At 51.1% G+C, this 22,511-nt stretch carries 21 protein-coding genes; 13 read left to right on the top strand and 8 right to left on the bottom strand.

Features of this window, described 5'->3' with window-relative positions; genetic code table 11:
• Positions 1 to 39 precede the first annotated feature (39 nt).
• The gene (locus LVQ77_RS08440) at positions 40 to 2,730 is read left to right on the top strand and encodes a DUF2339 domain-containing protein (RefSeq protein ID WP_232904182.1); all 2,691 of its coding nucleotides are present in this window, start codon (positions 40 to 42) and stop codon (positions 2,728 to 2,730) included.
• Complete coding sequence (locus tag LVQ77_RS08435) at positions 2,727 to 4,124, top strand: DUF3999 domain-containing protein (RefSeq protein ID WP_232904181.1); 1,398 nt, start codon at positions 2,727 to 2,729, stop codon at positions 4,122 to 4,124. Before LVQ77_RS08440 ends, LVQ77_RS08435 begins: the two co-directional genes overlap by 4 nt.
• A 61-nt stretch (positions 4,125 to 4,185) precedes the next feature.
• Here the strand turns inward: LVQ77_RS08435 and LVQ77_RS08430 are convergent, their stop codons facing one another.
• Positions 4,186 to 4,788, bottom strand: coding sequence for a peroxiredoxin C (locus LVQ77_RS08430; RefSeq protein WP_034457921.1), 603 nt, complete (start codon positions 4,786 to 4,788; stop codon positions 4,186 to 4,188).
• A gap of 201 nt (positions 4,789 to 4,989) precedes the next feature.
• On the bottom strand, positions 4,990 to 5,571 hold the full coding sequence (gene acpH, locus LVQ77_RS08425; protein WP_232904180.1) for an ACP phosphodiesterase: 582 nt from the start codon (positions 5,569 to 5,571) through the stop codon (positions 4,990 to 4,992).
• Between the two features lie 103 nt (positions 5,572 to 5,674).
• On the opposite strand from acpH, the gene queA reads away from it, so the two are divergent.
• From queA to secF, 5 genes are all read left to right on the top strand, one after another.
• Positions 5,675 to 6,745, top strand: a complete 1,071-nt coding sequence (gene queA / locus LVQ77_RS08420; RefSeq protein ID WP_232904179.1) for a tRNA preQ1(34) S-adenosylmethionine ribosyltransferase-isomerase QueA — start codon at positions 5,675 to 5,677, stop codon at positions 6,743 to 6,745.
• Positions 6,746 to 6,825: 80 nt separating this feature from the next.
• Positions 6,826 to 7,953: a tRNA guanosine(34) transglycosylase Tgt gene (tgt, locus tag LVQ77_RS08415; protein ID WP_232864091.1), complete on the top strand. Its 1,128-nt coding sequence runs from the start codon at positions 6,826 to 6,828 to the stop codon at positions 7,951 to 7,953.
• Between the two features lie 21 nt (positions 7,954 to 7,974).
• On the top strand, positions 7,975 to 8,307 hold the full coding sequence (gene yajC / locus LVQ77_RS08410) for a preprotein translocase subunit YajC (protein WP_034457929.1): 333 nt from the start codon (positions 7,975 to 7,977) through the stop codon (positions 8,305 to 8,307).
• Between the two features lie 27 nt (positions 8,308 to 8,334).
• On the top strand, positions 8,335 to 10,182 hold the full coding sequence (gene secD / locus LVQ77_RS08405; protein WP_232904178.1) for a protein translocase subunit SecD: 1,848 nt from the start codon (positions 8,335 to 8,337) through the stop codon (positions 10,180 to 10,182).
• A gap of 10 nt (positions 10,183 to 10,192) precedes the next feature.
• Positions 10,193 to 11,164 (top strand): protein translocase subunit SecF, encoded by a 972-nt coding sequence (gene secF, locus LVQ77_RS08400; RefSeq protein ID WP_120066277.1) that lies wholly within the window; start codon positions 10,193 to 10,195, stop codon positions 11,162 to 11,164.
• Between the two features lie 285 nt (positions 11,165 to 11,449).
• On the opposite strand, the gene LVQ77_RS08395 is transcribed toward secF, so the two are convergent.
• Positions 11,450 to 12,328, bottom strand: coding sequence for a nucleoside-specific channel-forming protein Tsx (locus LVQ77_RS08395; protein WP_151995542.1), 879 nt, complete (start codon positions 12,326 to 12,328; stop codon positions 11,450 to 11,452).
• Between the two features lie 380 nt (positions 12,329 to 12,708).
• The gene (locus LVQ77_RS08390; RefSeq protein WP_232904177.1) at positions 12,709 to 13,269 is read right to left on the bottom strand and encodes a SadB/YajI family lipoprotein; all 561 of its coding nucleotides are present in this window, start codon (positions 13,267 to 13,269) and stop codon (positions 12,709 to 12,711) included.
• Positions 13,270 to 13,420: 151 nt separating this feature from the next.
• On the opposite strand from LVQ77_RS08390, the gene nrdR reads away from it, so the two are divergent.
• From nrdR to pgpA, 6 genes are all read left to right on the top strand, one after another.
• Entirely contained in the window at positions 13,421 to 13,870 is a 450-nt protein-coding gene (nrdR, locus tag LVQ77_RS08385; protein ID WP_064516598.1) for a transcriptional regulator NrdR, read from the top strand.
• 5 nt (positions 13,871 to 13,875) lie between these two features.
• Positions 13,876 to 14,991 carry a bifunctional diaminohydroxyphosphoribosylaminopyrimidine deaminase/5-amino-6-(5-phosphoribosylamino)uracil reductase RibD gene (gene ribD, locus LVQ77_RS08380; RefSeq protein WP_232864095.1) on the top strand — a complete coding sequence of 372 codons (1,116 nt, stop codon included), beginning with the start codon at positions 13,876 to 13,878 and terminating at the stop codon, positions 14,989 to 14,991.
• 79 nt (positions 14,992 to 15,070) lie between these two features.
• Positions 15,071 to 15,541 (top strand): 6,7-dimethyl-8-ribityllumazine synthase, encoded by a 471-nt coding sequence (ribH, locus tag LVQ77_RS08375; protein ID WP_034457942.1) that lies wholly within the window; start codon positions 15,071 to 15,073, stop codon positions 15,539 to 15,541.
• Positions 15,542 to 15,561: 20 nt separating this feature from the next.
• Positions 15,562 to 15,981: a transcription antitermination factor NusB gene (nusB, locus tag LVQ77_RS08370; RefSeq protein ID WP_120066690.1), complete on the top strand. Its 420-nt coding sequence runs from the start codon at positions 15,562 to 15,564 to the stop codon at positions 15,979 to 15,981.
• A gap of 169 nt (positions 15,982 to 16,150) precedes the next feature.
• The gene (gene thiL / locus LVQ77_RS08365) at positions 16,151 to 17,128 is read left to right on the top strand and encodes a thiamine-phosphate kinase (protein WP_232904176.1); all 978 of its coding nucleotides are present in this window, start codon (positions 16,151 to 16,153) and stop codon (positions 17,126 to 17,128) included.
• Positions 17,106 to 17,621, top strand: a complete 516-nt coding sequence (gene pgpA, locus LVQ77_RS08360; RefSeq protein WP_151995538.1) for a phosphatidylglycerophosphatase A — start codon at positions 17,106 to 17,108, stop codon at positions 17,619 to 17,621. The genes thiL and pgpA overlap by 23 nt, the downstream gene beginning before the upstream one ends.
• A gap of 684 nt (positions 17,622 to 18,305) precedes the next feature.
• Here pgpA and LVQ77_RS08355 read toward each other — a convergent pair.
• The 4 genes from LVQ77_RS08355 to xseB form a co-directional block, all read right to left on the bottom strand.
• On the bottom strand, positions 18,306 to 19,280 hold the full coding sequence (locus LVQ77_RS08355) for an aldo/keto reductase (protein WP_232904175.1): 975 nt from the start codon (positions 19,278 to 19,280) through the stop codon (positions 18,306 to 18,308).
• 54 nt (positions 19,281 to 19,334) lie between these two features.
• Complete coding sequence (dxs, locus tag LVQ77_RS08350) at positions 19,335 to 21,197, bottom strand: 1-deoxy-D-xylulose-5-phosphate synthase (protein ID WP_232904229.1); 1,863 nt, start codon at positions 21,195 to 21,197, stop codon at positions 19,335 to 19,337.
• A 71-nt stretch (positions 21,198 to 21,268) separates the two neighbouring features.
• Entirely contained in the window at positions 21,269 to 22,168 is a 900-nt protein-coding gene (gene ispA, locus LVQ77_RS08345; protein ID WP_232864099.1) for a (2E,6E)-farnesyl diphosphate synthase, read from the bottom strand.
• Entirely contained in the window at positions 22,169 to 22,411 is a 243-nt protein-coding gene (xseB, locus tag LVQ77_RS08340; RefSeq protein WP_034493701.1) for an exodeoxyribonuclease VII small subunit, read from the bottom strand.
• Positions 22,412 to 22,511 lie beyond the last annotated feature (100 nt).

The following is a 22,511-nucleotide window of genomic DNA, read 5'->3' as shown; positions in this document are numbered from 1 at the left end:
AGTTAAACAATATGCCTCTTCCTGGATGAAGGTCATGACATGGACGATTTAATAATTCTTGCGGGTATAGTTCTATTTTTAGTTTTGGTGATTGCGCCCATTCTGGCTATTGGGGCATGGCGCCGAAGCGGGCAGGCGCGCGATGAAATAATATTGCTCAGAAAGCGTATTGAAACCCTCGAGCAAAATCGTACTGAATCGCCGTCTTCGCCATTGAGTGTTGAGGAGGGAGTGGTTTCGTCACCGCCATCTCAGGTACCTTCTCAAATTGCCGCTGATGAGTTTGTCGCAGAAAATGTGCCGCAAAATGTTGCGGCCCCAGTGGTAGCAAACCTCTGGGCCAACAATTCAACTTCGGTTGAGCGAGTTTACGAAAAAGTAGATACAAACACGGCACCTGCGGAACAAGACAAATTGCTTAGCGGCGTGGTGACATCGCTGGTGCGTTGGTTTATGCGCGGAAATCCACTGGCAAAGCTGGGTATTATCCTGCTATTTCTTGGGTTTTCGTTTCTGCTGCGCTACACCGTTGAACGCTCGCTTTTCCCACTCGAACTGCGGGTGATAACGGTGGCGCTGGGTGCTTTGGTGTTGCTGGTATTTGGCTGGCGGCTTAGGCATAAACAGCCGGTCTACGCGCTTATCCTACAGGGTGGGGCAACAGGCACGCTCTATTTGACCATCTTTGGCGCTTTCCGGTTGTGGCAAATGCTGCCGATGGGGCTGGCTTTTGCGTTACTGATTCTGGTCTGTGCGGCAAGTGTTGCGCTGGCTGTATTGCAGCGGGCATTGAGCCTGGCAATGCTTGCAAGCCTTGGCGGTTACCTGGCTCCGATACTGCTTTCTACCGGGGGAGGCAGTCATGTCGCTCTCTTCTCGTTCTATTTGTTGCTCTCTGGTGGGATTCTGGCGATCAGTGCCTGGCAGCACTGGCGTGAACTCAATCTATTGGGAATGCTCTTCACTTTTGGTATTGGCGGAATTTGGGGAATGCAGGACTACCAGCCAGCGTTTTACCTGAGCTGCCAGCTATTTCTGATCGCGAACATTTTATTGTTTGGTGTCTTGAGCGTGGCCTTATCGTTGCGTGCGCAAAATAAAGGGGCGCGCATTATCGACGGGGTACTGCTGTTTGCCCCGCCGCTGGTGGGGTTTGGCATGCAGTATGCCATTACACAGCACTTCGTCTGGGGACCGGCGTTAAGTGCACTCAGTTATGGTGGCGCTTACTTGATGCTCGGCTGGATGGTACTCAAACGCTATCCTTCAGCAGGAAAACCTTTGGTTCTGGCGGCTCTTGCCTTGGGAGGGGCTTTCGCCACGCTGGCTATCCCTCTGGCACTCTCTGCTCGTTGGACATCAATGGCCTGGGCTCTGGAAGGGTTGGGAATATTGTGGCTGGGTGTTCAACAACATCAGCGCCGTATGAGTTACAGCGGCACCGGTTTACTGGTCTTGGCGTGGCTTAGCGCGATGTGGGCTTGCATTGACGATGTGAGACCCCTTTCAACATTAATGATCTTTGCCATTTTGAGCGCGACCTGGCTTGCTGCCGCGTGGCTATGGCGTGGTATCCAGGCCTATATCAGTCATGCTTTGCTCGCCGGTGGGATAATTTTCTGGTGTGTCGCGCTCAGCGGAGGTTCGTTGCTGGCGTTCCACACTCAACCGGCAGCCGGGTTTGGCGTGCTTGCCTTAGTCGGCCTGTCAGTTTGGTTATGGCGCTACGGCAGTATGAATCTGGCATGGCCGGAGATGAAATGGGCGCAATGGCTCTTGTGGCCAGCAATCCTGCTGGGACTGAGCTATCAATTGGCTGAACAGCAACATCTGTTTAGCCTTGACTGGAAAAACCTTGCCTGGTGCGTCGCATTCCCATCGGCAGTATTGATGCTGTGGAAAGAAGGTGACAGGGAGCCTGTAAAAATTTCTCAGGGGCTACATTTATCCCTTTTCTGGCTGATATTGATGGCGTTGGGGATGGAATATTACTGGTTTATCGAATCGCTGGGCTGGGGAATGGAGGCGTGGCGAGCCGGATTGACGATGGCCTTTGGGGCAATAATTATCTTGCTGGTTCAGGCTGGCGCGAAACGTAATGTATGGCCATTTAGAAACTGGCCGGTGGTTTACAATGTGTTGGGCGTCGCTCCTGTGCTGCCAATCCTGGTTTTACTGCTGGTGTTTGGCAATTTGTTGGATGGTGTGGTCTTCCAGCATCGTTATATTCCGCTGGTCAATCCACTCGAGGAAGGTGCCGGTTTCGCGATACTTGCTGTGTTCTGCTATGCACGTCACCTTTTCCAGCAAGTCCCTGCGTGGGCAGTACGTCGGCAGTATCTGCTGATGGTGATGGCAGGGCTGGTGTTCTGGTGGGGAAATGGGCTTTTGCTACGCGCACTTGCGGCTTATGGCGATATTGCCTGGTATGCTGGAAGCCTGTGGCAATCGCGTTTGGTGCAAACCAGCTTTGCCCTTTTCTGGATGTTGGGGGCATTGGTCACCATGCTCTACGCAACACGCCGGGGCTCACGGCAGGTATGGGTAGCAGGGGCCGTTCTGCTGGGAATTGTGATTGTAAAATTGATGCTGGTAGACAGCGCCAGAGGCGGCGGGCTGGCACGGGCGATTGCCTTTATTGGCGTGGCTGTGCTGGTATTGATTGTGGGCTATTTCTCGCCTCTGCCACCAAAGGCAGGGCTGGCGCTGAAAAAGGGAGAAGAGGAATGAAATGGAATAAAGGATTTATGCTCGGGGCAATGTTATGCGCCGCACTTCCCGTTTTGGCCGTGGAAGAAATAGCACAGACACCACAGGATTATGCCTATGGCAGCGAGTTGTACCTGGCTGCGCCATCTCCCTGGTATCGTGTTGAATTACCACTCAATGTCTATCAACAAAGCGTCTGGCCAGACCTGCGCGATGTGCGCGTTTTTAACCATCAGGGTGAAGCCGTTCCGTTTAGTCTTGAGGCGCAAACCTCTTCGGCTGTGGTTTCTGAACCGGTTGCTTTGCGTATTTTCACGCTGGACTCTTCTGCGGATACCCGAGCCAACCAGCAAGCGGGCGTACGTTCGGAGTCGGTTATCCTGCGTTCAAAAAATGGGATTGAGATCCGGCTGGAAGGTGAAAATGTTAAAAGCATGGGGCAAAGTTATTTGCTGACGCTTCCAGAAGATCAGCAGCAACCCCTCAATATTTCCCAGTTGCAACTTATCTGGGATAAGCCAGCAGAAAACTGGCAAGGTAAAGTTTCGCTCTATTACAGCTATGACCTTCGGGAATGGAATCAGCTTTCCGACGACGCACCGCTGATGGACTTAAGCAGTGGGAGCGACAGGCTCACCCTCGATAAACTGGACATAAATGTAACGATGACGCCAAATAAGCTGCGTTATTTGTTGCTGGTGTTTGACGCTCAGCCGCATTCGGTTCAGCTAACCGGTGTCAATGCTGTAAGAGAGCATGAGTCACCAACGCAGGAACGTATCAGTCTGACCGCCACGGCGAGTAAAACTTCTCTAATTGAAGCGGTGTGGCACTGGTCGCACCCGCAGCCGCTGACTTCACTGGAGATTACCCTTCACGAAGATGGGGTGTTACCGATTGAAATGGCCTGGCGTCGTGCAGAAAGTGATGAGTGGCATCCGCTCGCGAAACAGGTTATCTATCAGCTAAATGGTAAAGCATCTGCGCCGATTATTATGCCGAATGAACCTGTTCAGGCGGTAAAAATAACAACGCTTAACGCGCGCCTTCCTGAATCGCTTCCTGAAATTACCGGCAAACGGGAGAGCCAGATTCTGATCTTTAACGCTCAGGGTACCGCGCCATTTACTCTGGCATGGGGCAATAGAACGGCAAAAAGTGCTGCGCTGGACATCGGGATGCTCATTCCACCGGAACTCCGCAAAGAAACGGGGCTTGAGACTTTCGCCTCGGCGCAGGCGCAAGAACAAATCACCTTAGGCGGTGAGGCACGCTTGAATGCGGTTTCTCCCGTTGAGCGGAAAAGCCAGTGGCAGACAGTGCTGATTTGGGGCGTATTGATACTTGGCGTGGCGGTATTGCTGTGGATGGCGATGAAACTCTGGCGCGAAGTGCGCAGCGAAAAGAAAGAGTAAGGGTCGATTAGTAATAAAAAAGGCCGCTTGCGCGGCCTTTCTCGTCAAAAACGTTTAGCTATTACAGGCTAGAAACGTTTTCGCTCAGGTATTTAGCAACGCCGTCTGGAGACGCGTTCATGCCTTCTTTACCTTTTTCCCACTGAGCTGGGCACACTTCGCCGTGCTCTTCGTGGAATTGCAGCGCATCAACCATACGCAGCATTTCATCAACGTTACGGCCCAGCGGCAGGTCGTTAACAACCTGGTGACGCACGATACCGTTTTTGTCGATCAGGAAAGAACCACGCAGAGCAACGCCTGCGTCTGGATGTTCGATGCCATAAGCTTTCTGAATTTCACGCTTAATGTCAGCAACCATCGCATATTTCACTTCACCGATGCCGCCGTTTTCAACAGGGGTTTTACGCCATGCGTTGTGAACGAACTCGGAGTCAAAAGATACACCAACGACTTCTACGCCACGTTTCTGGAATTCTTCGTAACGCTTGTCAAAAGCAATCAGCTCAGACGGGCAAACGAAAGTGAAGTCCATTGGCCAGAAGAACACAACGGTGGTTTTACCATTGGTGTGTGCTTTGAAGTTGAAGTTTTCAACGATTTCACCGCTACCGAGAACGGCTGCAGCTGTAAAGTCAGGGGCTGGACGAGTAACCAGGACCATATGTACTCCTGTTAATTTTGTTAAAGTGAGTGTTAACGCAACGGGGGGGAGTATAGGGGTGGCAATCCCTCTAACTCAAGCACACTGCGCCGATTAATCAGATAGGATTTACCTATCAAAAAATGAATATTGGCACAGCGGCGATCCAAAATAGCCCTTTTTTGTAAAAGGGCAAGAATTTAATCGTGAGGCTGCGACAGGCTACAAATTCTTTTGCTCGGCCATCGCCATCATGCGTGGGTAAAACTGCCAGAACAGCTCTTCAAGCTCATCATAGTGAGCATCAAGATCTTGCCAGGAAGCTCGCAAAGCATCTAGTTTTGGTCTACGGCTAGCCATGCCATTGAGAACATTAGCAATAAATGCCATGTCGCTATAACGCTCCATCCAGCGCTCTTCCCACAGATATTGATTCAGATTGATAAAGCGCGGTGGGGTGTCCGATAAGAACGGTTCAATATTGGCGCGGGCGCTGGAGATAAACTCTGGTAGCGGGATATCCGGGCTTAGCGTTTGCCAATGGCGTGAAACGAAATGATCCCACATAACATCCAGCGTAATCGGTGCGACACGGCGCGTTTCAGGGCGGAACCATTGACGTGCAATCGCCACCTCCGGTAAACCGTCGGTCAGAACATCCACACGACGGTGCATTCGGATGCCTGCCACCACATCGCCTGGAAAACTTTCATCCGGGTTGCCACGTACGAAATCAGCCAGCAAATTACCCAGAAGTGAGCTGTCAGCAAGGCTTGCGAGATGTAAATGGGCGAGAAAATTCATAGTAACCTTATTCGTAAATAGCGTAAGGGCGGCTTATTCCTTGCAGGGAAAGTCCCCTGGCACTAGACTGTAGCGCCACTTTTTAAGTCTTGAGTTCTAAACCATGCGCGTTGCCGATTTTTCCTTTGAATTACCTGAATCCTTGATTGCTCATTATCCACAAGCACAGCGTAGTGGGTGTCGTTTGCTGTCGCTGGAAGGGCCGACGGGTAATTTAACGCATGGCACTTTCACCGATTTGCTCGATAAGCTCAACCCTGGAGATTTGCTGGTCTTTAACAATACCCGCGTAATCCCGGCGCGTCTTTTTGGTCGTAAAGCGAGCGGCGGTAAGATTGAAGTGCTGGTCGAGCGCATGCTTGATGACAAACGTATTCTGGCGCATATCCGTGCTTCTAAAGCACCGAAACCGGGCACTGAGTTGTTGTTGGGCGATGATGAAAGCGTACATGCCACGATGGTTGCGCGCCACGATGCGCTGTTCGAAGTGCAGTTTGAAGATGAACGCAGCGTGCTCGATATTTTAAACAGTATCGGCCATATGCCGTTGCCACCGTATATTGACCGTCCGGATGAAGAGTCTGACCGCGAACTGTACCAGACGGTATATAGCCAGAAACCAGGTGCTGTTGCGGCTCCGACTGCGGGTCTGCACTTTGATGAGCCGTTACTGGAAGCACTGCGCAGCAAGGGTATTGAACAAGCGTTTGTCACGCTGCACGTAGGCGCCGGGACATTCCAGCCAGTGCGCGTTGATAGCATCGAAGATCACATCATGCATTCCGAATATGCGGAAGTGCCACAAGATGTTGTTGATGCCGTATTAGCCTGTAAAGCACGTGGTAATCGCGTTATCGCGGTTGGCACGACATCAGTTCGTTCGCTAGAAAGCGCGGCGCAGGCCGCAAAAAATGACCTGATCGAACCTTTCTTTGGCGATACACAAATTTTCATCTACCCAGGTTATCAATACAAAGTGATTGATGCGCTGGTGACCAATTTCCACCTGCCGGAATCGACTCTGATCATGCTGGTTTCTGCGTTTGCTGGTTATAAAAACACCATGAATGCCTATAAACAGGCTGTTAGTTCCGAATATCGCTTTTTTAGTTACGGGGATGCCATGTTCATCACGTACAATCCGCAGGCTATTGATGAGCGCCCAGGCGCGTAATCACTAAATTCTACGCCGCCGGTTACTCCGACGGCGTTTTGTCTTAACCATCAGACTGTTTCTCTGATGCTGGAGGAAATGTGAAATTTGAATTAGATACTACCGACGGACGCGCTCGTCGTGGCCGCCTGGTGTTCGACCGTGGCGTTGTAGAAACGCCTGCGTTCATGCCTGTTGGCACTTACGGCACCGTGAAAGGGATGACGCCGGAAGAAGTTGAAGCCACTGGCGCGCAAATTATTCTGGGGAACACCTTCCACCTGTGGTTGCGTCCAGGCCAGGAAATCATGAAGTTGCACGGCGACTTACATGACTTTATGCAGTGGAAAGGTCCAATCCTGACTGACTCCGGCGGTTTCCAGGTCTTCAGCCTTGGTGACATCCGGAAGATTACCGAAGCTGGTGTGCACTTCCGCAACCCAATCAACGGCGATGCAATTTTCCTCGATCCAGAAAAATCGATGGAAATTCAATACGATCTTGGCTCCGATATCGTAATGATCTTCGATGAATGTACCCCGTATCCAGCTGACTGGGATTACGCTAAGCGTTCAATGGAGATGTCTTTGCGTTGGGCACAGCGTAGTCGCGATCGCTTTGATTCTCTTGAGAATAAAAATGCGCTGTTCGGTATTATTCAGGGCAGTGTTTACGAAGATTTACGAGATATCTCGGTAAAAGGTCTGGTAGAGATTGGCTTTGATGGCTACGCTGTCGGCGGCCTGGCTGTAGGTGAACCGAAGGAAGACATGCACCGTATTCTGGAACATGTTTGTCCGCAAATTCCTGCTGACAAGCCACGTTACCTGATGGGCGTAGGGAAGCCGGAAGACTTGGTTGAAGGTGTTCGTCGCGGTATTGATATGTTCGACTGCGTGATGCCAACCCGTAACGCACGTAATGGTCATCTCTTCGTCACTGATGGCGTGGTGAAAATCCGTAATGCGAAACATAAAGATGACACTTCGACGTTGGATGCTGAGTGTGATTGCTATACGTGTCGCAATTATTCACGTGCCTACTTGTATCATCTTGACCGTTGCAACGAAATACTCGGTGCACGCCTCAACACGATTCATAACTTGCGCTATTACCAGCGTTTAATGGCAGGTTTACGCAAGGCCATTGAAGAGGGTAAATTAGAGCAGTTCGTAAGTGATTTTTACGAGCGAATCGGTAAACCAGTTCCACCTTTGAATGTTGATTAATTTAATAATGAGGGATTTTTAATGAGCTTTATCATTTCTGATGCGGTTGCTGCAACAGGTGCTCCGGCGCAGGGTAGCCCGTACTCTTTGATTCTTATGCTGGTGGTATTTGGTCTGATCTTCTATTTCATGATCTTGCGCCCACAGCAAAAACGTACCAAAGAGCATAAAAAGCTGATGGACTCCATCTCTAAAGGGGATGAAGTGCTGACTACTGGTGGTCTGGTTGGTCGCGTAGTGAAAGTAGCTGAAACTGGCTATATCTCTATCGCGTTAAACGACACCACTGAAGTGGTTATCAAGCGTGATTTCGTAGCTGCCGTTCTGCCGAAAGGCACTATGAAGGCGCTGTAATATTCGTTTTTCCCTAAGGGAACTACCGTGCTAAACCGCTATCCTTTGTGGAAGTACATCATGCTGATCGTCGTGTTTATCGTCGGTCTGCTATACGCACTTCCCAACCTATATGGTGAGGATCCGGCAGTTCAGATCACTGGCGCGCGCGGCGTCGCCGCCAGTGAGCAAACGCTGATCCAGGTCCAGAACACCTTAAACGCAGAAAAAATCCCCGCTAAGTCTGTGGCCCTGGAAGAGGGTGCGATTCTTGCACGCTTTGACACCACTGATACACAGCTTCGTGCTCGTGAGGCTCTGATGAGCGTCCTTGGCGATAAGTACGTTGTGGCACTTAACTTAGCTGCGGCCACTCCTCGCTGGTTATCCGCTATTTCCGCAGAACCGATGAAACTCGGTCTTGATCTACGTGGTGGCGTGCACTTCCTGATGGAAGTGGACATGGATACCGCGCTGAGCAAGTTGCAGGAACAAACCATTGATAACCTGCGTAGCGATCTTCGCGATAAGAGCATTGCGTACACCAACGTGCGTAAAGCCGATAACTATGGTGCTAATGTTGTTTTCCGTGACAGCCAAACGCGTGATCAAGCTATCTCCTATTTAACTCCACGCCATCGTGATCTGGTGATTTCTGCTCAAGGCAGCAACGCACTGCGTGCTGTAATGACAGATGCTCGCCTGAGTGAAGCGCGTGAGTATGCCGTTCAACAGAACATCAATATCCTGCGTAACCGTGTAAACCAACTGGGTGTTGCTGAACCATTGGTACAGCGTCAGGGTGCGGATCGTATTGTCGTTGAACTGCCAGGTATTCAGGATACTGCGCGTGCGAAAGAGATTCTTGGCGCGACTGCAACGCTTGAATTCCGTCTGGTCAACACTAATGTGGATGCTTCCGCTGCGGCTTCTGGCCGTGTACCGGGTGATTCCGAAGTGAAACAGACCCGTGAAGGTCAACCGGTTGTCCTGTACAAACGTGTGATTCTGACCGGTGACCATATCACTGACTCCACTTCCAGCACCGATGAATACAACCAGGCACAGGTGAATATTTCACTCGATAGCGCTGGCGGTAACATCATGTCTAACTTCACCAAGGACAACATCGGTAAACCGATGGCAACCCTGTTTGTGGAGTACAAAGACAGCGGTAAGAAAGATTCAACAGGTCGTGCGATTCTGGCGAAACAAGAAGAAGTTATTAACGTGGCGAATATTCAGTCGCGTCTGGGTAACAGCTTCCGTATCACCGGTATTAGCAATCCAAATGAAGCGCGCCAGCTTTCTTTGCTGTTGCGTGCGGGTGCATTGATTGCACCAATTCAGATTGTTGAAGAACGTACCATCGGCCCAACTTTGGGTATGGAAAACATCAAGCAAGGTCTGGAAGCGTGTCTGGCAGGTCTGGCCGTTTCAATCATCTTTATGCTGTTCTTCTATAAGAAGTTTGGCCTGATTGCGACCTCTGCACTGTTGGTTAACCTGGTAATGATTGTTGGGATTATGTCCCTGCTGCCGGGGGCAACGCTCACCATGCCAGGGATTGCGGGGATCGTGTTAACCCTTGCCGTCGCCGTCGATGCCAACGTACTGATAAACGAACGTATTAAGGAAGAACTTAGTAACGGACGTTCGGTACAACAGGCTATCCACGAGGGCTACCAGGGCGCGTTCAGCTCTATTTTCGATGCTAACATCACGACGCTTATCAAGGTCATCATCCTGTATGCCGTAGGCACCGGGGCAATTAAAGGCTTTGCGATCACGACCGGTATTGGTGTGGCGACGTCCATGTTTACTGCTATCGTCGGTACCCGTGCCATCGTAAACCTGTTGTACGGCGGCAAACGCGTCAACAAGCTGTCTATCTGAGGAGTGCGTTGTGGCACAGGAATATACTGTTGAACAATTGAACTACGGCCGTAGAGTCCATGACTTTATGCGCTGGGATTTCTGGGCTTTCGGTATCTCCGGTTTCCTGCTAATCCTTTCTGTCGTGATTATCGGCGTGAAAGGTTTTAACTGGGGTCTGGATTTCACTGGCGGTACGGTTATCGAAATCTCGCTGGAAAAACCAGCGGATTTAGACCAGATGCGCGAAGCACTACAGAAGGCTGGCTTTGCTGAGCCGCTGGTTCAGAACTTTGGTAGCAGCCGCGATATTATGGTGCGTATGCCACCTGCTCAAGGGGAAACCGGCGGGCAAGTGCTGGGCAGCAAAGTTGTTCAGGTGATTAACGAAGCGACTAACCAGAATGCCGGTGTAAAACGCATCGAATTCGTCGGCCCAAGCGTGGGTGCGGATTTGGCGCAGAATGGTGCTCTGGCGCTGTTAGCGGCACTGATCTCTATTCTGGTTTATGTAGGCTTCCGCTTTGAGTGGCGTCTGGCTGCGGGTGTGGTTATCGCGTTGATGCACGACGTGGTGATTACGCTGGGCGTGTTGTCGTTATTCCACATTGAGATTGACCTGACAATCGTTGCATCTTTGATGTCGGTTATCGGTTACTCACTGAATGACAGTATCGTAGTATCTGACCGTATTCGTGAAAACTTCCGTAAGATTCGTCGCGGAACACCTTACGAAATCTTCAACGTTTCTTTGACGCAGACACTGCATCGTACGTTGATTACATCCGGTACTACCTTAGTCGTGATTCTGATGCTCTATCTGTTTGGTGGTGCGATGCTGAAAGGCTTCTCACTGACCATGCTTATTGGTGTTTCAATCGGTACTGTTTCTTCTATCTACGTGGCGTCTGCACTGGCGTTGAAACTGGGCATGAAGCGTGAGCACATGTTGCAGCAGAAAGTAGAGAAAGAAGGTGCGGATCAACCGTCGATTCTGCCTTAATAGTCAGGGTATTTGCTGATATCAAAAACCGCAGCCATCGTGCTGCGGTTTTTTTTCGCCAGTATAAAAGTCTGCTGACAGTATGCTGTCAGGAGGGACTAGTTTATCGGAGTTTTCGAGTGGATCGCTGCTTGTCGGTCAAAACTACAGGATTGTACTTCTCAGAGCGTTCCGACCGTTCTCTAAACCATTTTATTGAGTTGCAGCAAATTGAAGGTTCTCTTCCAGAAACAAAAAAGCCGACCGGCAATTAGCGGATCGGCTTTTTAAAGATTCAGACAGCTATTAGAAGTTGTAACCAACCACTAAGTAACCACCCCAACCGGTAGAGCGCACGTTCTCATTCATAAAGCTAAGATCTGCGTCATCGTTCCACTGGCCACCGTTGTGCCAGTAACGGGCAACAACTGCATAGTGGAAGTGATCGTAGTTCAGAGAAAGAACATGGCTGGAAGCGATAGAGTTGCTGGTGCGAGCTTGTTTGCCTTTCTGGTCGAGGAAATTGTCATCACCCAGATCGGAGCCCCAGTCGAAGTTGGTGAAACCGATGTAGCTCAGGTTACCGCCCCACAGGGAAGTAATCGGTACAAAGTATTTCACTTTGAAGCGGTAGCCATCCCACTCGTTTTCGTTGGATGCGCCATAGTTCTGCCATTGGTATTTCGCGTACACGTTCATGGACAGGCTCATTGGTAAGCCAGTATCGATGTCGGTACCCAGACCCATGTACCAGGTGCTCTGGCGGCCATCTTTGTTGCGACCCATATCGTAGATATAGTTGTTTGCAACATACCACTCTTTGAACGGACCGAAGCTCAGGTCAGTGCCAGTCAGTTTATCGATAGAGAAACGCGGTTCGATTTCCATAAACAGCGGAGAACCGTGGTTCCAGATACCTTTTGCGTCAGTGTTACCACCGAAGAAGACTGGTGCATCCATGTAACCATAGAAGTCGAACCAGTCTTTCTTAGCGAAAGCTTCATATTCCAGGTAGGTATCGTTACGGATTTGTGGCCCGAAACGGGTGTGGTAGCTGCCCACAACGTTAACGCTTTGGTGCCACCAATCAGAGAGGTATTCGGTATTTTTTGTTTCTTCAGCCTGAGCCGTGAAAGAGCTTGAAAGCGCCAGGACGGTGCTAGCCGCCAAAATAATTTTTTTCATTTTATATGCCACTGTTTTTTACATGGATCCCGTGAGGGCAGGAGGTGTTTTATCACCTAAGGTCATCAACCATTAACTTGGCTTTTTATTGACGCGCCTATTATAGAAATCCCTGCTCACAAAAATATGTTTCATTTCACATTATCGTTAAGTACGTAATCGATTGCGTTCTCAATTGCGCACATTAAAAACGGGCGAGATTCTACCTGCTTCTGAAATTTAAGCAAATAGCTGGTCCCCTGTTACAGGTATATGTGATTAAGATCACTAGATTTATTCACTAAAGTGAAAGGTATTGATCGTGTTTCATTTGTTTAGTTGTAACAAAAAACACAGATGTTACTGAGGGTTACCCCCGCAAGTGCGAGGGCAATTATCTATTATTGGGCTGGTAGTGCCTGAGAAGGGTCGACTGGTTGTATATCGTGAATTCTCACAAAACCTAATTGTTCCGGCGAAAGACCTGAAAGCAACAATGGAATACTGACATCGCTCGGTGCTAACACGCTAGCTGGCGCACTGAATTGCTGCGACTGGACGTTCACTTCCTGGTAGTTATCCGTGGTGCCCTGAATTTGTCCCCATTCTACCTTGCCGGTAAAAGCGGGCAGAGGATCGTTAGACTCGCCTTTGATAACGAGCATCGCACGGGTGCCATTTGCTTCTGGAGTCATGCTGCTCAGCGACATTTGCAAATTGCCTAACTGACTATTCAGGCGTGCCGGGGTTTTAGAACCTGGTAACAAGTAGACGCCAGTCGTTGATTTCGCATTCAGCGCATTTTGTTGCGTCAACTTGATTGTCTGGTCAGTGAGCTTTGTCATTTCTTTATTCAATGAGCCTACTTCACTCTTCATTTGGCGCACTTCAGTTTGTTGGGCACAGGCGCTGAGACTCACCAGGGTGGTAACCAGGAGGATTCTTAGGTAACTCTTTGTCATTTCTAATTTTTCCTTGAAGTTTTGTCCTGTTTTAAGCGTAGCTTGTCGCTCATGAAAAGTCATATTTGTTGGGATGATGTGGCGTTACCTTTGTACTCCCGCTACTTCGCGGTAAACTATTGTTCATTTAAATAATCCTTCAGGACGCGCCATGCATTGCCCATTCTGTTTCGCAGTAGACACCAAAGTGATTGATTCCCGGCTTGTCGGCGAAGGGTCATCCGTGCGTCGCCGCCGTCAATGCCTGGTTTGTCATGAACGCTTCACGACTTTTGAAGTGGCGGAACTAGTGATGCCACGTGTCGTGAAAAGTAATGATGTTCGCGAACCGTTTAATGAAGACAAGCTACGTAGCGGTATTCTAAAAGCACTGGAAAAACGCCCAGTGAGCTCTGACGACGTTGAAATGGCAGTAAACCACATCAAATCCCAATTGCGTGGCACAGGCGAGCGTGAAGTACCAAGCAAAATGATCGGCAATCTGGTTATGGAACAGCTTAAGAAACTCGATAAAGTGGCTTATATCCGCTTTGCCTCGGTTTATCGCAGCTTTGAAGATATCCGCGAGTTTGGCGAAGAAATTGCCCGTTTACAGGATTAATGCTGATGTCGCTTGATGAAAAGTTTATGGCTCGTGCGCTGCAACTGGCAAAGCGCGGGAGTTTCACCACCATGCCGAACCCAAATGTCGGTTGCGTGATCGCCAAAGATGGCGAAATCGTCGGTGAAGGTTTCCATTTTCGTGCGGGCGAACCTCATGCAGAAGTTCACGCATTGCGGATGGCGGGTGACAAAGCACAAGGTGCAACAGCGTATGTCACGCTGGAGCCTTGCAGTCACCACGGTCGCACACCTCCATGCTGCGATGCGTTAATTGCGGCTGGTGTTTCGCGTGTGGTTGCCGCGATGCAAGACCCGAATCCACAAGTTGCCGGGCGTGGTTTGTATCGCCTGAAAGAAGCGGGCATTGAAGTCAGCCATGGTTTGATGATGAACGAAGCTGAGGTAATTAATCGTGGCTTCCTGAAACGTATGCGCACTGGCTTCCCATACATCCAACTCAAACTTGGCGCGTCGCTGGACGGACGCACCGCGATGGCAAGTGGTGAAAGTCAGTGGATCACTTCGCCTGAGTCACGCCGTGATGTGCAGCGCCTGCGTGCGCAAAGTGCAGCTATTCTGAGCAGCAGTGCAACGGTGTTGGCTGACGATCCGTCTTTAACTGTGCGTTGGAATGAATTAGACAGCGCGACTCAGGCAGTTTACGCCGAAGAAAACTTACGCCAGCCAACGCGCATTATTCTCGATCGTGAAAATCTCGTGACGCCGCAACACAAAATTGTCGCTCAGGCAGGTGAAACCTGGCTTGCACGTTGTAAAGCGGATGAGCAAATATGGCCTGATGGTGTTGAGCAATTTATCGTGCCAGAGCATAACGGTCATCTCGATTTGGTCGTCATGATGATGTTACTGGGCAAACGCCAGGTGAATTCCATTTGGGTAGAAGCGGGCGCAACACTTGGTGGGGCGCTACTTCAAGCCGGTCTGGTTGATGAGTTGATTGTGTATGTAGCACCGAAATTATTAGGTAACGACGCACGTGGCTTATGTAACCTGCCAGGGCTTGAAAAATTAGCCGATGCGCCAGAATTTAGCTTTAGTGAAGTCCGTCAGGTCGGCCCTGATTTGTGCCTGCATTTGACGCCGCGATACAGTCGCTAGTAAAACGTAAGCGGGCACGAAAAGTTTATGATAAAATCCGCCCCCCTAACGGGGCTAAACAGAACCGTAAAGGAAGAATATGAACATCATTGAAGCAGCCGTTGCTACTCCAGACGCTCGCGTCGCCATCACCATCGCGCGTTTTAACAACTTCATCAATGACAGCCTGCTGGATGGTGCGCTTGACGCCCTGAAACGTATCGGCCAGGTTAAAGATGAAAATATCACCGTGGTCTGGGTTCCGGGTGCTTACGAGTTGCCACTGGCGGCAGATGCACTGGCGAAAACCGGTAATTATGACGCAGTGATTGCGCTGGGTACGGTTATCCGTGGCGGCACAGCTCACTTTGAATATGTTGCTGGTGGTGCCAGCAATGGCCTGGCACATGTTGCGCAGGAAAGTGGTATTCCAGTCGCCTTTGGCGTGCTGACCACCGAAAGTATTGAACAAGCCATCGAACGCGCTGGCACAAAAGCCGGTAACAAGGGTGCAGAAGCTGCACTGACCGCGCTTGAAATGATTAATGTATTGAAAGCCATCAAGGCCTGATTTTTTGTAAGGGGAAATCTGTGAAACCTGCTGCTCGTCGCCGTGCCCGTGAGTGTGCCGTTCAGGCGCTATACTCCTGGCAGTTATCTCGAAATGACATCGCTGATGTCGAATACCAGTTCCTGGCGGAACAGGACGTCAAAGACGTTGACGTTGTCTACTTCCGCGAGCTGTTGATCGGGGTGGCTACTAACAGCGCGTATCTGGATGGGCTCATGAAGCCTTACCTGTCACGTCAACTCGAAGAGTTGGGTCAGGTAGAAAAAGCGGTTCTGCGTATCGCACTGTTTGAACTGTCTAAACGTGATGACGTGCCATACAAAGTGGCAATCAACGAAGCCATCGATCTTGCGAAAACCTTCGGTGCCGAAGACAGCCACAAGTTCGTAAATGGTGTGCTTGATAAGGCTGCTCCACAGATTCGTCCCCGCAAAAAGTAATCTTCTGGCCGGTGATTATTCATGAGTTTTTGAGCTACAGCTAACAACGCTGTAGCCTAAAGAATACTGAATACCCGGCCTTTTTTTATTCTATATCCGTTAGTATTCGAGTTGCAGCGAACAACCCCCGCAGCTTGCAGAATGACGGGTATATTCAGAGGCGTAACGAATGGCATGCGGTGAGTTTTCCTTAATTGCCCGTTATTTTGATCGCGTAAGCAGTTCCCGTCGCGATGTGGAAACCGGAATCGGCGATGATTGTGCATTGCTGACGGTAGCCGAGAAGCAACTTTTAGCGATAAGCACCGATACGCTTGTCTCAGGTATCCACTTCCTGCCGGATATCGATCCTCGCGATTTGGGCTACAAAGCTCTGGCGGTTAATCTAAGCGATTTGGCTGCTATGGGCGCCGATCCGGCCTGGCTGACGCTGGCTATTACCCTTCCTGAAGTCGATGAAAGCTGGCTTGAAGCCTTCAGCGATAGTCTGTTTGAACAACTCGAATACTACGATATGCAGCTCATCGGCGGTGATACCACCCGTGGTCCGCTCGCGATGACGCTGGGTATCCACGGCCTTGTGCCGGTGGGACGTGCGCTTAAACGTAGCGGAGCGCGCCCTGGCGACTGGATTTATGTCACCGGCACACCTGGCGATAGCGCGGCAGGTCTGGCTATTTTGCAGGATCGTTTAGCCGTTAAAGATGCTACGCAATCTGCGTATCTGAAAAAACGCCATTTGCGACCGACGCCGCGAATCCTTCATGGTCAGGCATTACGTGATTTAGCGAGCAGCGCGATTGATCTTTCCGACGGGCTAATTTCCGATTTGGGTCATATCCTTAAAGCCAGCGAGTGCGGGGCGCGTATCGATCTCGACGCTCTGCCATATTCGGATGCCGTAAAAGCAAACGTCAGCGCCGAGCAGGCCTTGCAATGGGCGCTTTCCGGCGGTGAAGATTACGAGCTGTGCTTTACGGTGCCGGAACTCAATCGTGGCGCGCTGGATGTGGCTATTGGCAATCTTGGGATTCCATTTACTTGCATCGGCCAGGTTGGGCCTGAGTCCGAAGGGCTACAATTCTTGCAGAACGGCAAACCTGTAACGTTGAACTTAAAAGGATATGACCACTTTGCGTCGCTCTAAAGATGTGGCAAAAAGCCGTCTCAAGCTCAGCAATCCCTGGCATTTACTGGCTACCGGTTTTGGTAGTGGTTTAAGCCCGATTATGCCGGGAACGGCGGGGTCGCTCGCAGCGATCCCGTTCTGGTACCTGATGACCTTCCTGCCGTGGCAGGTTTACTCCATGGTCATCATGCTCGGTATTTGTATCGGCGTTTATCTTTGCCACCAGACCGCACGCGACATGGGCGTTCATGACCACGGCAGTATCGTGTGGGATGAGTTCATCGGCATGTGGATTACGCTGATGGCGCTGCCCATCAACGACTGGCGCTGGGTAGCCGCAGGGTTTGTGGTGTTCCGTATTCTCGATATCTGGAAACCATGGCCAATCCGTTGGTTCGACCGTAACGTTCACGGCGGAATGGGGATTATGGTGGATGATATTGTCGCGGGCGTTTTCTCCGCGGGGATTATTTACCTGATTGGGCACCACTGGCCGATTGGTTTGTTCTAGATTAATCGCCCCTCTCCCTGATGGCGAGGGAGAAACCGACTATTCCCTCTCCTGTATTGTCTCTTAGTCACATCTCTGTGAGTCGCGAGACAGTTCCGTTCACCTGGTGTTCAGTGTTTCATATAGCCACTGAACCGGTGAACGACTTAGGGTGGCCACCGTCGCCACCCTAAGAACCCGGACTCCCGGCAAATCAATCGCCGCAAGCGGTAAATCTCCATTTTGCCTCCGTGTCCGGGTCGGTTGCGATTCGTTCCAGACGATCGCGCCCTCCAGCCGTTCCCGACGGCTGGACCCGGCCACCTGGAGTCAAAATGGAGGCGATTGAAGCCGGAACCAAAGGTCAACGTCAAAACCGAAAGACCACACCGAGCCGGTTTTGACCTTGTTCCCGGTATAAATTGCCCCAGTGTTCCCCATAAATCAGGGTTGAGCTGCCGGGAGCAGCGAAAGAGAGCGATCGTCGGGAACGAGTCGCGAACGACCCTGATGTTGGGGATAAGCTGGGGTTTACCGCGCAGCGGCAATTTAATGACCGGGCGACGGGGTCGCCAGGGGGATGTCGTTATCCACCTGGCACGTTCACCGTTTTCGGGCATTAAAGAGATAACTGAACGCACGGGTGAACGGAAAATCAGCAAGGCTTGCAGAACTCACCCTGACAAAATTGCCAGGGTGAGGGCGTTACTTAAATCCAGCCCTTTCATGCGGCTGATAAACCGTTTCCAGCTCGGCAATCTCTTCCGGCTTCAGCGTTAAATCTACCGCGCCAAGCAAATCATCCAGTTGATGCTCACGCGAAACGCCAATAATCGGTGCCGCAATGCCCGGTTTACTCAGCAGCCACGCCAGCGCAACTTGCGCCCGCGACACGCCTTTATCGTCAGCCACATTTGCCAGTCGTTCGGCAATCATCGCATCGTTGTCTTTACTGCCGTCGTATAGGTTTTTACCCACTTCATCGGATACTGAACGTGCGGTAGTATCGCCCCACGGACGGGTGAGTTTGCCTCGCGCCAGCGGGCTCCACGGGATCACTGCGATCCCTTGCTCGTAGCATAGCGGCAGCATATCCAGCTCTTCTTCACGATAGATCAGATTGTAGTGATCCTGCATGGTAGCGAAACGCGCCCAGCCGTGTTGATCCTGCAAGGCCAGCGCCTGTGCGAGTTGCGAACTGTGCATCGACGACGCGCCGATATAACGCGCCTTACCCGCTTTCACCACGTCATTGAGCGCCTCGAGTGTCTCTTCGATTGGCGTGTTGTAATCCCAGCGATGGATTTGCAGAAGATCGACGTAGTCGGTGCCGAGGCGGCGCAGGCTGTCGTCTATCGAACGCAGTATCTGCGCACGGGAAAGACCTTCCGTTAGATCACCCACCGGGAAATAGACTTTGGTGGCGAGAACCGCATCTTCGCGACGCATGAAATCTTTAAGAGCGCGCCCGACAATCTCTTCGCTGCTACCGTCGGAATAGCTGTTGGCGGTATCAAAGAAATTAATGCCGTTATCGATGGCGTGTTTGATGATGAGGCGGCTGCTCTCTTCGGGAAGCGTCCAGGCGTGATTGCCACGGTCTGGCTCTCCAAAGGTCATGCAACCCAGGCAAAGACGGGAAACCCTGAGGTCTGTTTTTCCTAACGTGTTGTATTGCATGGTTCCACTCCGGCTATTCAGGTTCTTTAAGCATAGCAGGAGTGGAGGAGGGGATTATTTAAGCCAGTCGCGAATCTTCGCTTCCATGCCCGGAGCATCCAGGCCGATAGCCGCACGTGCTTCTTCCTGGGTGCCCTGAGGAATAAAGTAATCCGGTAGACCAAGATTGAGAACCGGAACCACTTTGCGTCTTGCCATCAGCACTTCATTCACACCGCTACCCGCACCGCCGATAATGGCATTCTCTTCAATGGTCACTAACGATTCATGGCTGGCGGCCAGCTCAAGAATCAGCGCTTCATCCAGTGGTTTCACAAAACGCATATCGACCAGCGTCGCGTTAAGAGACTGCGCAACGGCTTCAGCTTCTGGCAGCAGCGTGCCGAAGTTCAGCAGCGCGACTTTCTCACCAGCGCGTTTCTTCACACCTTTACCGATTGGTAATGATTCCAGCGGCTGCAATTGCGCGCCAGTACCGTTGCCACGCGGATAACGCACGGCAGATGGGCCAGCGTTGTAGTGATAACCGGTGTGCAGCATTTGGCGGCATTCGTTTTCATCACTTGGGGTCATGATGACCATTTCCGGAATGCAGCGCAGGAAGGAGATGTCGAACGCGCCCTGGTGGGTTTGCCCGTCAGCACCAACAATCCCCGCACGGTCGATGGCAAACAACACCGGCAACTTCTGGATGGCGACGTCGTGGATTACTTGATCGTACGCGCGTTGCAGGAAGGTCGAGTAAATGGCGACAACCGGTTTGTAACCGCCAATAGCGAGGCCTGCCGCAAATGTCACGGCGTGCTGTTCAGCAATAGCAACATCAAAATACTGCGACGGATACTGGCGTGAAAACTCCACCATGCCCGAGCCTTCACGCATCGCAGGCGTGACTGCCATAAGCTTGTCGTCTTTGGCTGCGGTTTCGCATAACCAGTTACCAAAGATTTTCGAATAGCTTGGCAGGCCACCCGCTGCTTTGGGCAGCGTGCCGCTTTGCGGGTCAAATTTAGGCACCGCATGGAAGCTGATTGGGTCTTTTTCAGCAGGTGCGTAACCACGACCTTTCTTGGTCATGATGTGCAGGAATTGCGGGCCGTTCAGGTCGCGCATGTTTTTGAGCGTGTTCACCAGCCCGATAACATCGTGCCCGTCGACCGGGCCAATGTAATTAAAGCCCAGTTCTTCAAACAGCGTTCCAGGAACGACCATGCCTTTCAGGTGTTCTTCGGTGCGTTTGAGCAGTTCTTTGATTGGCGGTACGCCGGAGAAAACTTTCTTGCCGCCTTCACGCAGCGAGGAATAGAGCTTGCCGGAAAGCAGCTGTGCCAGGTGATTGTTCAGCGCGCCGACGTTCTCGGAAATCGACATTTCATTGTCGTTGAGAATAACGAGCATATTTGGGCGAATGTCGCCCGCATGGTTCATCGCTTCAAACGCCATACCCGCAGTGATTGCGCCATCGCCAATCACACAAACTGTGCGGCGGTCTTTGCCTTCTTTTCCTGCGGCTACTGCGATACCAATTCCCGCACTGATTGAGGTGGATGAGTGGCCCACGCTCAATACGTCATATTCGCTCTCGGCGCGCCACGGGAACGGATGCAAACCACCTTTCTGGCGGATAGTGCCAATTTTGTCACGACGACCCGTAATGATTTTATGCGGATAAGCCTGATGACCGACATCCCAGATTAACTGGTCGAACGGAGTGTTATACACATAGTGAAGCGCTACGGTCAGTTCAACCGTGCCAAGGCCAGAGGCAAAGTGCCCACTGGAGCGACTTACGCTATCGAGCAGGTAACGACGCAGCTCGTCACACAGTTTCGGCAAGCTCTCTTTTGGCAACAGGCGTAGCTCAGGGGCTGATTCCACCAGTGCGAGGGTCGGGTATTTGGCAATATCAAAACTCATTAGAAACTCATCGTGGTGTTTACTCTTCATCCTTCAAGCCTGCGCCCGAATGCCAAAGGGTAAGTTAATAATTATTTATCACGTTGGATTATATAGCTCGCTAACGCTTCCAGTGCGGTAGTGTCTAACGACTGGCGAGCCAGGCCTTCCAACGCCCTGAGAGAATCCTGGTAGAGATCCCAAGCTTTAGTTTTGGCATTTTCAAGCCCCAACAAGGCCGGATAGGTACTTTTACCCAGATGCTGGTCGGCGCCCTGGCGTTTACCCAGTGTAGCGGTATCACCAATAACGTCGAGGATATCGTCCTGAACCTGGAATGCCAGCCCGATGCTTTCAGCGTAACGGTCAAGCAACGGCAGGGCGTTACGGCCTGCATCACCTGCGCTCAATGCACCCAGACGAACGGCGGCACGAATTAGCGCACCTGTTTTATGGCGATGAATGCGCTCAAGGCTTTGCAAATCTACATGCTTACCTTCCGCTTCCAGATCCAGTGCCTGGCCACCGCACATTCCCGCAACGCCACTGGCAGTTGCCAGTTCTTTTACCATTGCCAGCCTGTCGGCAATCGCCACGCCAGTCATAGGTGCATCACTGAGTATAGAAAACGCCAACGTTTGTAGGGCGTCTCCGGCCAAAATGGCACTGGCTTCACCGAACTTAATGTGACAGGTCGGCTGCCCACGACGTAAATCGTCGTCGTCCATGGCAGGTAAATCATCATGAATCAATGAATAAGCATGGATACATTCGATTGCCGCAGCAGGTGCATCCAGCGTCTCTTGCGCTATGCCGAACATTTCCCCGGTCGCATAAACCAGGAAAGGGCGCAGTCTCTTGCCACCAAATAGTGCGCCATAGTGCATAGCCTCAACCAGAGGAGTGTTCTGAAACGGTAGCGGTGCCAGAAAACGCAGCAGCGCATCGTTGGCCCGCTCGGCGTGGGCCTGCAACTGATGGTTAAAATCCATTTACTCGTTATCCGGGGTAAAAGGCTTGAGTGGGGCGTCTTCGCTATCGTTTAGCAGGATTTGTACGCGTTGCTCTGCCTGTTGCAGTTTCACTTGACCCTGACGCGCCAGTTGCACGCCACGTTCAAATTCATTTAACGCCTCTTCGAGCGCTAAATCTCCGCTTTCAAGACGAGTAACAATCTGCTCAAGCTCCACAAGCGCAGTTTCAAAACTGGCCGGGACTTCGGTTTTTTTCGGCATAGTGAATGTCTGACTCTAATAATTTTTGCGACCCCACCATGGTAGCGGAGTCATTTGTGTAACGCCATGGCAAGCTCTTAGTGATATACTTTTGCGCCTC

Source organism: Buttiauxella cochleicola (assembly GCF_021282435.1).
Taxonomy (GTDB): Bacteria; Pseudomonadota; Gammaproteobacteria; order Enterobacterales; family Enterobacteriaceae; genus Buttiauxella; species Buttiauxella massiliensis.
Note: the sequence above shows the minus strand (reverse complement) of the source record. Positions and strands in the feature narration are given on the sequence as shown.